The sequence below is a fragment of the Runella sp. R0.1_18 genome, from assembly GCF_057652155.1.
In genome coordinates, this window is record NZ_JBYFCK010000002.1 from 632,188 (window position 1) to 644,635 (window position 12,448).

Here is a 12,448-nt window from a genome sequence, read left to right on the forward strand (position 1 = left end):
ACTGGTCAAATAGCGGATATCCCAACAATTTGGGATTCATTTCTACAAAGTTTGAAAAAACAATCGGTTTATTCAAACATCAAATAAATTGTAACGGTATGAGAAGTCAGGCGATGAATACCATTGCTCGATGTATTGAGGTCGTTGCTACGGAATAAGTTAAGAATCCCGTGTGAAAACCGAATTTCAGGAGAAAATTTTGTGTAGGCCAAGAATTGCTCAAGTCCAAAACCGTAGTCCACTGTTAAATCTGAACCACGGGTGTTTAAAAAATCCGAACCTTGGCGAAGGCGCTTACGAACGTTGGTCTCAAAGCCAAACGTCATCCCCCCAAGCATGTACATGCGGGTGTTCATTCGACGTTGGGATTTGTATTTGAATAAGACAGGAATTTCAATCCAAGTGGCTTCACGGAGTTCGGTACGTGTGCTTCCTTTCGCATATTCGTATTGAACACGGCGGTCGTAGAGCGATACAGAGGGCGTCGTACGGATGTCCCAACTGTCATTTAGATAGCCATTTACCACAAATCCCATACGAAAACCTGCGGTAGCAGGCGCCGTAATGCGATTGAGGGTATCTTGGGTTAAAAACGTATTGCTATGCACGATTCCAAAACGGGTAACGGGCAGGGCAAACAAAAAGCCGTAATGTACGGGCTTGTCGTCGTAGTGTTCTAAATGTTTACGGTAATAGCTTGACGTTTGGGCGTTTGCCGAAAACAAGATTGCTTGCCCAAGGAGCAACGCGCCAATAATTACTTTTTGCCAACGTAAATGGAGCAAATTCCGAAAGTGAGTGGTATGCATTTCGTGTTTTTAAAACCTGCCTGTTCGTAAACTTTCAAAAAGTCGTTCCCATCAGGAAACGCCTGTACCGATTCGGGCAAATAGGTGTAGGCCGAGGCATCTTTGGAAACCATTCGTCCGATAACTGGTAAAATGTAACGAAAGTAAAAGTTGTATAATTGTTTGAAAGGGAAAGTTTTCGGTTTTGAAAACTCCAAAACAACGCAAGTTCCGCCTGGTTTGGTCACACGGCACATTTCGGTGAGGCCCGCTAATAGGTTTTCAAAGTTACGGACTCCGAAAGAAGCAATGACGGCATCGAACGAATTGGTTTCGAGCATGAGGTTGGTCGAGTCGCCACTGCGAAGCTCAATCACGTTTTCCTTGCCCATTTTTTTGATTTTTTCACGACCCACAGCCAACATCCCCTCCGAAATGTCCACCCCAATGATTTTGGTTGGATTCAACTTGAGGGCCTCAATGGCAAAGTCGCCCGTGCCCGTGGCAATGTCCAAAATCGTTTGAGGTTTTTCGGCTTGAAGGAGCTTGATGGCACGTTTGCGCCAGTAAAAATCAATTCCTGCACTCAGGAAGTGATTTAAAAAATCATACTTTGCCGATACGTTGTCAAACATTTCAGCAATTTGCTCTCGCTTAGAGGCGTCTTTATCTTTATAAGGAACTACAGCCATATCAATATCAATAAAAAGTTCACAAAGGTACGAACGACATTTGTGAAACGCTTTGTAGGACTAAAGAGTTTTGTGTAAAATTGTTCACCGTATTGAAATACTTAGCTAGCATGATAGAAAAAATCGAAGAAATTCGGGATTATTTGTACAAATACCTCGAAGCCCGCCTGGATTTATTTAAAACCGAAGCCCAAGAGCAGATTGAAAACATTGTTATTCAAATCATCTATTTGGTGGTTTTGTTATTGCTAGTTTCGCTAACGGGCATTTTTGTTTTTATAATGTTGGCCGTTTTACTCAACGAATGGCTCGATAGCCGCTATTGGGGCTTTGCCATTGTGTTTGGGCTACTTTTAATAAAAACGATTGTTTGGATTCGGGCAGGAGGTTGGGTCAACAACATCGTTCGTCGGCTTTTATACCATATTTTTAAGAAAAACTAAGCTGATTTTATTTTGATAACCCGAGCAGGATTTCCGCGCACAATGGCGTTGTCAGGAATGTTTTTGGTAATGATACTTCCCGCGGCAATCATACAGTTTTTACCAATGGTTAAGTTAGGTGCGATGACCGTACCAGCGCCAATCAACGTCGCTTCACCTACCCGAACGTTGCCGCACAAGGTAGCTTTTGGGGCAATGTGTACAAAGTCTTCAATAACACAGTCGTGGTCGATGGAGGCAGAGGTGTTGACAATCACGTGCTTACCAATGCGGGCGTCGGCTTGAATGACTGACTGATGGAATATAACCGTACCTTCTTGCCAATTCACTGAGTTGTCGATGAGGGCTGTCGGGTGAGCGATTTTTCCAAAGGGGTGTCGGATGCTTGCTGCTACTTTTTTTCGTATGGCATTGTAGCCAATAGAAATAATGAGGGGAAGAGAAGGCGATTGTTGGGCACTATAACTTCCAACGACAGGAATCCCCCAAAGTTCGTTTTTCGATAAATCATCATCGAAAATGGCGTTTATCTCTATATTTTGAGCCCGCAAACAACTGATGATTACCTTGGCATGACCACTTGCACCGTATAAAAGCATAGTTGTTTGAGTTAGTTGTTTCCCGTAAATTTTTCCATTGTCGTTGTTTGCGAAGCATTTATTCCTTCTGATTTAACCACTTTCATGGCCGTTAGCCATAAAATCTTCAAGTCGAGAAAGAAGGAGAGATTTTCTACGTACCAAACGTCGTACTCAAATTTTTGCTGCCACGAAATTGCGTTGCGTCCGTTGACTTGTGCCCAACCCGTAATCCCAGGTTTGACTTCATGTCGGCGTTTTTGGTGTGTATTGTACAATGGTAAGTATTCCACCAACAATGGGCGTGGCCCCACCAACGACATATCGCCCTTCAAGACATTGATAAGTTGAGGTAATTCATCAAGTGATGTTTTTCGTACCCATTTACCTACAATTGTCAAGCGTTCGTGGTCAGGTAATAGCTCGCCGCTTTTGTCCTTACGGTCGTTCATGGTCTTGAACTTCCAAATTCTAAAAATTTGGCCATAAAGCCCAGGCCGCAGTTGAAAAAAGAAAGGTTTTCCGTCGTTGTAAATATATAATAACCCGCTTATTAATAGTGTAATAGGCAAAGTAAATAACAACAAAATGACAGCGACGGTTTTGTCAATCAGTGGTTTGAAAAATCGGGGATACATTTGGCAAAGTTACGGATTCGGAAGCGGCAACCAAACGCCGATAAAGCATAAGTTTTGCGTGCCAGACGTCTTGAGGACTGAATTGTTTGCGGACTCTGAATTGGGCCGTTTTGCCGTGCTGTTTCACAATTTCGGGGTTTTGAAGGTAAAAAATAAGTTTTTTAGCTAAGTCTTGGCTGGACTTGGGTTTACAAAAAATACCCGTTTGATGCTCAATTACAGCGTCTTTTAGCCCTGTTACTCGACTGACAACCGACGGTTTACCCATCGCTGCGGCTTCCAATACGACGTTTCCAAGCCCTTCGCGGTGACTAGGCAATACCAAAAAATCAATCAGTGCATAAACCGAACTAATGTCAGATTGGTGATTTAGACACACAATCGAAGAATCATTTTTTAATTGTAAAAGAAGTCGCTTAGAAATAGGCTGCCGTTCATCACAGTCTCCCACAATCAAGAGTTTGGCAGTGGAAATGACTTGTTTTACTCGTCGCCAAGCATCGTATAATTCTTGAATACCTTTGTCGGGTGTGAGCCTTCCTACAAATCCGATGATGGGCTGAGCAGAATTAAGATTCCACTTTTTTCGTAGATTTTCTACTTTTTGGAAGTCTATAAAATCAGGGTTAAATTTTTGAATGGCATCAATGCCGTTGCAACTTCCAAAGTGCATGACAGAAATTTTGGAAGCAGAAACGAGCCGTTTTTTAATAGCACTTTTTCGTAGCGAAGGGCTGACTGCGATGACGTGGGTCGCCAATGCGCAGGTTATTTTTTCTATCCCCCAATAGAATATTTTCCAAGGCCAGGGTGCGGTTTCTAGCGGAAGCCCGTGCATTTCATACACCCGAACAGGCACATGAACAAGCCTAGCTGCAATCATGCTCAGAAAAGCAGCTTTGGGCGTATTGCCATGCACGATGGTCGGCTGCTGTCGCTTGAAATAAGAAAATAACGTTCGGAGATTGGAGAGGGAGTTGAATAGGTCTTTGTCACGGCTAAATGAGACAGCATAAGTGGAGACACCATTTTTCTGACAAAATTCTTCTAATAGGCCGCGTTCTTCAGCTGAAATGACGTGTAATTTGTAGTTATTTATATTCCAAAACGACGATTGGTTTTCTAAGAAACAAAGCGAAATGGGTACAGTGAATGTGTGTATTACCTTCATAATGAGTCACTTTTTAAAACCTTGGTGACTTTAAAATAGGTAATTAATGCAAGCACTTTCGCACAAAATCCATAAAAATTTTTACAAAAAATACAGATATACCTAAGAATAATCCAATAAACTGCCTTTTTTTTAGATAATATTTTACCAAAACGATTAGCCAACTCAAGCGAGTTTGGAAATTTTGGTAGAAATTATTTTTAAAGGTATATTCTAGCAAATGAGTTGAAAGATTTGAGTATGTGCTTGAAGAAGATGCCCTCAGGAGAAGTTCTTGGTCTTCATTTCGGGTAAAATCTTGATAAGGCCATTTTTTAAACCATGCGGTACGTCCACACCAAGTGGGATGAGCGATGGAAATGGTTTTGAGCCAAGGCTTTGAAATTATACCCGAATGCAAAGTAGAAAATATACGCTTTCCAATTATTTCGCCAGTGGGTTTAACTAAGTAAATGGCGGTGCCTACGAGGTCAATTTCGGGGTGCTTTTCCAGAAAATGAAGTTGTTGTTCTAATCGCTCGGGCAAAGAAAAATCGTCGGCGTCCATTCGTGCTATGTATGGTGTATCGGCGAGCTCCACCCCTTGATTGAGTCGCGCAACAATGCCTTTGTGAAGTCCATCACTGATTACGGTAATCCGAGAATCTTGAAATGAATGTACAATTTCCAAGGTAGCATCGGTGGAGCCATCATCAATCACTAACAATTTCCAATGCGGATGGGTCTGGTGTAGAATCGACTCTACTGCCCTTGCGAGCGTAGTTTCACCGTTCAAAACGGGTAAAATGACGGTTACTTGGGGCAAAGTCATAACTACGATATGTCGCGGCTTTTTTCTAAAAAAGCAATAAAAATACGCCGTACTAAATCTACGTTTCGACTCAATTCTTCTAGTTCAGGGTATGTCGTTGCGTATGCTTTGGGCGAATGAAATTCATACTTTCTGAAAAAATCGTTTCCCATCACCTCAAAATAATACGTGGTTCCATCTAGTAACATGGTCAATTTTGGGGGCTTATTAGAAATCACTTTTACTTCCCCATCCTGTATTTCTACCCGAGTCGTTTGTTTAAAAGAACGATAGACATTGTATAACGAATCCGTAATAATGGATTGGTCGCGACTTGTTAACACAGCGTTGGCTATTAGCTCATTGAAAAAGGTTTTATCCTTTACTTCTGCTTTTAAATCGACCGCAGAACGCAAAAATCCATCTTTTGTATGATAAAGCGTGCGCTTTTCGAGTAACAATTTTTTTCGTTTTTGGGTAATGATATATACCTCTTGAGCCTTCCCAAAAGCAAGTGAGACATTCACCCAAAGCCTTACTTGGTAGGAGCCTTTAGGTAATTTGGGAGGAGCTAAATGCAATTGCTCACTAAGCTCTTTAAAATAAGGCTCAAACGGTTGACCCCAGGCTTGGTGGGCCAGAAAAAAAAGTACTAAAAAGCGCAAACTATTCATCGTGGTTCTTGGAAGGGGGGGGCTGACAACTATTACGTTTGAATGACACCGACGTTAAATGGTTTTTGGATAGGTGCATGGTTTGCCGCTTCGATACCTGCCGAAATAATTCGCCGCGTGTCTAAGGGATGAATAATACCGTCGGTCCACAAGTGTGCGGCGGCATAATACGGTGAAAGTTGCTCGTTGTAACGGTTGGTGATGTCGGATAAAAGCTCTTTTTCCACTTCTGGGTCAATCGCCTGACCCTTTGCTTTAAGCGTTGCTACTTGGATTTGGAGCAACGTTTTGGCCGCCGAAGCTCCACTCATGACGGCCAATTGGGCCGTTGGCCACGCATAAATCAGGCGTGGGTCATACGCTTTTCCGCACATGGCATAATTGCCCGCGCCGTAAGAATTTCCGATGATAAACGTGAATTTAGGCACCACTGAGTTGGCTACGGCATTCACCATCTTTGCTCCATCCTTAATGATACCTCCTTGTTCCGAACGGCTACCCACCATAAAACCCGTCACATCGTGCATAAATACCAGCGGAATTTTCTTTTGGTTACAGTTCATGATAAAACGGGCAGCTTTATCGGCCGAGTCGGAGTAAATCACGCCACCCATTTGCATTTCGTTGCCGCTTCCACTTCCTTTTTTTGCTTTGACCATTTTTCGCTGATTAGCGACAATTCCGACCGACCAGCCGTCGATTCGTGCATAACCACAGAGCAAAGTTTGGCCGTACAATTGTTTATATTCTTCAAACTCAGAATTATCCACAATTCGCTCAATGATTTCCCGCATATCGTAAGGTTTGTTGCGGTCGGGGGGGAGCAAATCAAAAATATCGTCGGGATTTTTTTGGGGTGAAGCGGGAGCGATGCGGTCAAAACCAGCTTCAAGCGAATGACCAAGTCGGTCAAAAATCCGTTTGATAGCGTCCAAACACGAAGGGTCGTCAGGATATTTATTATCGGTAACGCCCGAAATTTCACAGTGCGTGGAGGCACCTCCCAAGGTTTCGGCATCCACATCTTCACCGATGGAGGCTTTGACCAAATAAGGCCCTGCCAAAAATATCGAACCCGTTCCTTCTACAATCAGCGCTTCGTCCGACATAATAGGCAAATAGGCTCCGCCCGCCACGCAGCTGCCCATAATGGCCGCTACTTGCAGCAATCCCATGGAAGACATCACGGCATTATTCCGAAAAATTCTCCCAAAATGCTCTTTATCAGCAAATACATCGGCCTGGAGGGGTAGGTAAATACCCGCGCTGTCCACCAAATAAATAATAGGGAGTTGGTTCTCAATCGCGATTTCTTGAGCCCGTAAGTTTTTCTTGGCCGTAATCGGAAACCAAGCGCCCGCCTTCACGGTGGCATCGTTGGCCACAATCACGCATTGCCGCCCCGATACTTTCCCGATACCAATTACCACACCACCCGATGGACAACCGCCTTCTTCGGGATACATACCTTCTCCCACAAAAGCCCCCACTTCCACAAAATCGTTGGGAATATCCACCAAATAGTTGATGCGCTCGCGGGCGGTTAGTTTTCCTTTGGCTTTGTGTTTTTCGATGTTTTTAAGTCCACCGCCTAATTTTACTTTTTCGTAACGACGGTTCAATTCGTCTAAAAGCTGTTGATGAAATTCACGGTTAGTCATATTGACCTGATTTAGGGAATGAATGATGTCACAAAATGCACCTTTTTAGGGAAGTTTCCCCAATAAATTTAGTAAAAGGTGCGCTGAATTGTAAGATGCCACCTGTTTAAAATTTTCGATGCTGTCGCGCGCTTTACTGTCGGCTTTGTCGCTCATGCTTCTGATAACCAAACAAGGCACTTTTTGTTGCCAGCAAATTTGAGCCACGGCGGCTCCCTCCATTTCGGTGGCATCCGCCCCAAACTTTCGGCGTAGTTCGTTGGCCTTATTTTCAGAAGTAACGAGCAAATCGCCCGTAACAATGGTTCCTGTCAAAATTTTTGGTGAACGATGATTCGTGCCCAAGGTTTGAAAATCGGTGTGCTTGGCTGCTTCTTGAGCAGTTGTTAATAAAATAGAGTCAGCCAAAAAATACAATGGATTGAGTTGTTTCGTCATCGGATTGCGGGTACTGCGGGTGAATGTACTGTCGTTGGTCGCTTGGCCATAATCGTATTGGAGCGTTTGTTTGCCAATCACAATATCTCCTGCCTCCAAATCGGGGTGTAAACCTCCCGCAATTCCCGTAAAAATCAGCTGTTTAGGACGAAATTCGTTGAGGAGAAAAGCTACAGCCATGGAGGCATTTACTTTTCCAATTCCTGTTTTTAGGATAACGACCTTCTGTTTCCCAATTTTCCCCGTATAAAAAGGAATACCGTGGATGATTTTTGTCTTGGAATGTTGCAATGAACGTTGAAGTAATTCGATTTCTTCGTCCATTGCTCCTACGAGTGCGATGGTCGAGGTAGAAGAATAAACTTGAGAAAAAAGCAGGGGGATATTGCCCCATAGAAAGATAAATAGTAGTTTCCAGCGCAAAAAATACATAAAAAAGATAGTTGAAGATGGGAATAAATGCTTATTTGATGCAAAATTGCAGAAAAACCTATCGCTGATTCCGCTATTTTTGTAATTCCTTGTAATAACCCACTCTAATACACAATGAAAGATACTGCCGAAAGAAAGCGTATTCATGCGCGTGCCGACAACAAAGGCTGGAAAAAATGGGGGCCTTACTTGGCTGAACGCCAATGGGGAACTGTTCGCGAAGATTATAGTTACTGGGGCGATTCGTGGGGGTTCATCTCACACGAACTTTCTCGTTCGTACGCGTATCGTTGGGGTGAAGATGGTATCGGTGGTATTTCCGATAATAAAGGCCATGTCTGTTTGGCTTTCTCGTTTTGGAATCACCATGACCCCATCATCAAAGAACGTTTGTTTGGCCTAACAGGCCCCGAAGGAAACCACGGGGAAGATGTGAAGGAATTGTACTATTATCTCGACAGTACACCGACGCACTCGTACATGAAATTGCTGTATAAATACCCGCAGCAAGCATTTCCTTATGCCAAACTATCGGAGGAAAACCGCAAACGAAATCGCCTTCAACCCGAGTATGAAATCTTGGATACGGGTGTTTTTAATGATAATCGCTACTTTGATATATATATAGAGTACGCCAAAGCCGATGAAAACGACTTGTTGGTAAAAATTACGGCGCATAACCGCTATACCAAAGAAGCTCCCTTGACTATTCTGCCCACACTCTGGTTTCGCAATACTTGGTCGTGGGGGTACGAGCAATTCAACTACAAGCCTATCCTGAATGGTATTGCCAATCGTCAAATTGACGTGAACCATCGCTTGCTGGGACGGTATAAGTTCTATTTGGATGGAGCCGATGAGCTAATTTTCTGTGAAAACGAAACCAACACAGAAAAGATGTTTGGAAAACCCAATGCCATCCCTTACACCAAAGACGGTATCAATAATTATATTGTTACGGGGAAAAAGCAGTACATCAATCGAAATCAAATTGGTTCGAAAGCGGCGGGGCATTATAAAAAAATAGTACCTGCTGGCGGAAGCGTAGAAATTCGCCTTCGCTTTTCAAATCAAACCCACTTGACGAACGCGTTTGAGGATTTTGACGACATTTTTGAGCAACGCAAAGCCGAAGCCGATGAGTTTTACGACGACTTGCAAAAAAATGTTACTGATCCTGAACTTCGTACCGTGCAGCGTCAAGCCTTTGCGGGAATGTTGTGGAACAAACAGTTCTTTTATTATAATGTAAACGAATGGCTCAAAGGTGACCCTAAAATGCCGTTCGAGTTCAAAGGAAGAGCCTATCCGCGTAACCTTACGTGGAAACACATGTACACGGCCAATATCTTGTCGATGCCCGACAAATGGGAGTATCCTTGGTTTGCGGCTTGGGACTTGGCATTTCATACCGTTACCTTGGCTCGACTTGATCCTTATTTTGCCAAACGACAACTGGCGGTAGTTCTTCGGGAGTATTACATGCACCCCAATGGTCAGTTGCCTGCTTACGAATGGAACTTCTCGGACGTAAACCCGCCCGTACACGCGTGGGCGACTTGGAAAGTCTATGAAATTGACCGTGAAATGAACGGACAAGGAGATGTGGCCTTCCTAGAACGCGTTTTTCATAAACTATTGCTCAACTTCACGTGGTGGGTCAACCGTAAAGATGCCGAAGGAAACAACGTTTTCTCGGGTGGTTTCTTAGGGCTTGATAATATTGGGGTATTTGATAGAAGTGCCGAGCTACCAACGGGAGGATATTTGGAACAAGCCGATGGAACTGGCTGGATGGCCATGTACACACTGAATATGCTTCGAATTGCCTGCGAAATTTCGTTGGTTCGACCTGCCTACCAAGACATGGCGTCGAAGTTTTTTGAACACTTCTTGCACATTGCGGCTGCTATGAAATCGTTGGGAGGTGATAAAATTAGCCTTTGGGACGAAGAAGATCAGTTCTATTATGATGTACTTCATACCCCCGACAAAAAGGGAATGTTGTTAAAGGTACGGTCGATGGTCGGCTTGATTCCGCTGTTTGCCGTCGAGATTTTGGACGACGATTTGCTCGAAAAGCTTCCAGACTTTAAAAGAAGGGTAGAGTGGGTACTCACCAATCGCCCCGATTTGGCGTCGTTGGTGTCTCGTTGGCATGAACCAGGCAAAGGGGAATCACACTTATTGGCTTTACTTCGCGGTCACCGAATGAAGATGTTGCTCAAACGAATGTTTGACGAAACAGAATTTTTGTCCGACTATGGCATTCGCGCTTTGTCAAAGTTTCACGAAAAACATCCTTACGAGTTTTACGTAAATGGGGAAGTACTTCGCGTAAAATATACCCCTGCCGAATCCGAAAGTAGTATTTTCGGTGGAAACTCTAACTGGCGTGGCCCTATTTGGTTCCCGCTTAACTTCCTAATCGTCGATTCACTGTTAAAGTTCTATAACTATTATGGCGACGACTATGAGATTGAATACCCCACCAATTCGGGCAATGTTATGACTGTTCGCGAAGCAGCGATGTGTGTAGCAGAGCGACTGATTAATATTTTCCGTAGAGATGCAAACGGCAACATTCCAGTTTATACTTCATCGAAGTTGTTCCAAGAAGATGAACACTTCAAAGATTTGTACTTATTCTATGAATACTTTAATGGAGATAACGGAGATGGCCTAGGGGCATCCCACCAAATGGGCTGGACGGGGTTAGTCGCTGATTTGATAGAAATTACTTCTGTTCATAAACAGAAAATGAGCGAACTATCAGCTCATTAATCATACATTAATTCATTGTTGAATCAATGCTTTGGTCAAGGTAGGGAACAAAATAGGCATAACCTCAGTTTTGTTAACCATATCATTGACCAAAGCATTTACTATTTATACGTATGTCACTTGTAGAAGATTTCAATAGCTATCGGACCAAAATGAACGACCGCATCATGTCGTCCGATAATCTTATCATTAAACGTCTCTTCAATTTGGATACAAATTGTTATTCGGAAGGGCATCTCGATGAAGCAACCAAAGAAATGTTGGGGCTTGCGTGTTCGATGGTACTTCGGTGTGACGATTGTGTAAAATATCATTTAGGAAAATGTAAAGAATTGGGCGTAACCGAACCACAAATTCAAGAAGTTTTCTCAATCGCCACGCTCATCGGCGGCTCAATCGTGATTCCACACCTACGTCGTGCCGTTGAGTATTGGGACGAACTTTCTAAATAGTGCTTATATATATAAAGGATATGATAGAGGTAAACGAACAACTGGAACAGAACTGGGAAAAATTATTGGATACGCTCCAGTCAATGGTAGGTAAAAGACCAGAAGATTTGAACAGCGTGTTATTTTTAATAGGAGTTCAAGAGCTGGGGAAAGGGCCTTTGCACTTTACAAAAGAGCAAAAACAGGATTTAATGCACATTGCTACCTGTAAAGTTCTCAGTTTATCGGGCTTTTATACTCTTGAAGGACTCGATAAAGATGGTTGGCCGCACTGGAAATTGAACGAAAAACTCCCTCGTATCTCATTAATTAGCCAAGAAAACGTTTTGCGGGAGCACGTTTTGCGGTATTTTGGTGAGGAGTTGGGGATTTTTTTGTAGGTATAATAAATTGGTTGATAGGGTATTGCGAATTATTTTCAAAAATAGTTGTGTAAATATTTGGAAAGTGCTGATAAAAGTGGGACTTTTGCAACCCCAAACAACGAGGGCGGGGATTAGAGTCCAAATAAAATTTTGAAAAGTAAAAAAAATCAAAAATAAATTTGGATGTTAAAATAAAAAGTGAGACTTTTGCAACCCGAAAGAAATAAAGGGGAGCTGATAAAGGAGAAGAGATTTTGAAGGTTGAAAAAAAAGTTCAAAATTTTTTTGGAAATTAGAAAAGAAAGTCAGACCTTTGCAACCCGAAACGAGGAAAGAGGAAGAGGAGATAAGTTAACGAGCGGAGTTAACACATTGCTTGAGAGCGACTTGAGCAAAAGTTCTTTGACAGAATGGTGAGAAGAAAACAAACGACAGGACGCGTAACAGTACAAAGACGCAAGTCTTAATTTTTATAATATTTACGATGGAGAGTTTGATCCTGGCTCAGGATGAACGCTAGCGGCAGGCCTAATACATGCAAG

General features: G+C 42.9%; 13 protein-coding genes. 4 read left to right on the top strand and 9 right to left on the bottom strand.

From position 1 onward, the window contains the following. Positions 1-68: 68 nt before the first annotated feature. Positions 69-809: a type IX secretion/gliding motility protein PorT/SprT gene (porT, locus tag AC23P2_RS05405; RefSeq protein WP_487772245.1), complete on the bottom strand. Its 741-nt coding sequence runs from the start codon at positions 807-809 to the stop codon at positions 69-71. After that, the gene (gene ubiE, locus AC23P2_RS05410; protein ID WP_487772246.1) at positions 758-1,480 is read right to left on the bottom strand and encodes a bifunctional demethylmenaquinone methyltransferase/2-methoxy-6-polyprenyl-1,4-benzoquinol methylase UbiE; all 723 of its coding nucleotides are present in this window, start codon (positions 1,478-1,480) and stop codon (positions 758-760) included. The genes porT and ubiE overlap by 52 nt, the downstream gene beginning before the upstream one ends. A gap of 110 nt (positions 1,481-1,590) precedes the next feature. Here ubiE and AC23P2_RS05415 point away from each other — a divergent pair, with 110 nt between their 5' ends. After that, positions 1,591-1,923 (top strand): phage holin family protein, encoded by a 333-nt coding sequence (locus tag AC23P2_RS05415; protein WP_122933044.1) that lies wholly within the window; start codon positions 1,591-1,593, stop codon positions 1,921-1,923. On the opposite strand, the gene AC23P2_RS05420 is transcribed toward AC23P2_RS05415, so the two are convergent. From AC23P2_RS05420 to AC23P2_RS05450, 7 genes are read right to left on the bottom strand one after another with little or no spacing between them, the layout of a single operon-like run. Further along, entirely contained in the window at positions 1,920-2,522 is a 603-nt protein-coding gene (locus AC23P2_RS05420; RefSeq protein ID WP_487772247.1) for an acetyltransferase, read from the bottom strand. The genes AC23P2_RS05415 and AC23P2_RS05420 overlap by 4 nt on opposite strands. Positions 2,523-2,533: 11 nt before the next feature. Next, positions 2,534-3,139: a sugar transferase gene (locus AC23P2_RS05425; RefSeq protein ID WP_487772248.1), complete on the bottom strand. Its 606-nt coding sequence runs from the start codon at positions 3,137-3,139 to the stop codon at positions 2,534-2,536. Next, entirely contained in the window at positions 3,108-4,310 is a 1,203-nt protein-coding gene (locus tag AC23P2_RS05430; protein ID WP_487772249.1) for a glycosyltransferase family 4 protein, read from the bottom strand. The genes AC23P2_RS05425 and AC23P2_RS05430 overlap by 32 nt, the downstream gene beginning before the upstream one ends. Positions 4,311-4,353: 43 nt before the next feature. Then, positions 4,354-5,121 carry a glycosyltransferase family 2 protein gene (locus AC23P2_RS05435; RefSeq protein ID WP_487772250.1) on the bottom strand — a complete coding sequence of 256 codons (768 nt, stop codon included), beginning with the start codon at positions 5,119-5,121 and terminating at the stop codon, positions 4,354-4,356. Between the two features lie 2 nt (positions 5,122-5,123). Further along, positions 5,124-5,774: a hypothetical protein gene (locus tag AC23P2_RS05440; RefSeq protein WP_487772251.1), complete on the bottom strand. Its 651-nt coding sequence runs from the start codon at positions 5,772-5,774 to the stop codon at positions 5,124-5,126. Between the two features lie 32 nt (positions 5,775-5,806). Next, a complete protein-coding gene (locus AC23P2_RS05445) occupies positions 5,807-7,435 on the bottom strand; it encodes an acyl-CoA carboxylase subunit beta (RefSeq protein ID WP_487772252.1) in 1,629 nt (542 codons plus the stop codon). Between the two features lie 45 nt (positions 7,436-7,480). Continuing rightward, positions 7,481-8,305 (bottom strand): 5'-methylthioadenosine/adenosylhomocysteine nucleosidase, encoded by an 825-nt coding sequence (locus AC23P2_RS05450; RefSeq protein ID WP_487772253.1) that lies wholly within the window; start codon positions 8,303-8,305, stop codon positions 7,481-7,483. A 114-nt stretch (positions 8,306-8,419) separates the two neighbouring features. On the opposite strand from AC23P2_RS05450, the gene AC23P2_RS05455 reads away from it, so the two are divergent. The 3 genes from AC23P2_RS05455 (at position 8,420) to AC23P2_RS05465 (ending at position 11,921) form a co-directional block, all read left to right on the top strand. After that, a complete protein-coding gene (locus AC23P2_RS05455) occupies positions 8,420-11,089 on the top strand; it encodes an MGH1-like glycoside hydrolase domain-containing protein (protein ID WP_487772254.1) in 2,670 nt (889 codons plus the stop codon). A gap of 113 nt (positions 11,090-11,202) precedes the next feature. Continuing rightward, positions 11,203-11,541 carry a carboxymuconolactone decarboxylase family protein gene (locus AC23P2_RS05460; RefSeq protein ID WP_122933037.1) on the top strand — a complete coding sequence of 113 codons (339 nt, stop codon included), beginning with the start codon at positions 11,203-11,205 and terminating at the stop codon, positions 11,539-11,541. A 20-nt stretch (positions 11,542-11,561) separates the two neighbouring features. Beyond that, positions 11,562-11,921 carry a hypothetical protein gene (locus AC23P2_RS05465; RefSeq protein WP_028522327.1) on the top strand — a complete coding sequence of 120 codons (360 nt, stop codon included), beginning with the start codon at positions 11,562-11,564 and terminating at the stop codon, positions 11,919-11,921. Positions 11,922-12,448: the final 527 nt, after the last annotated feature.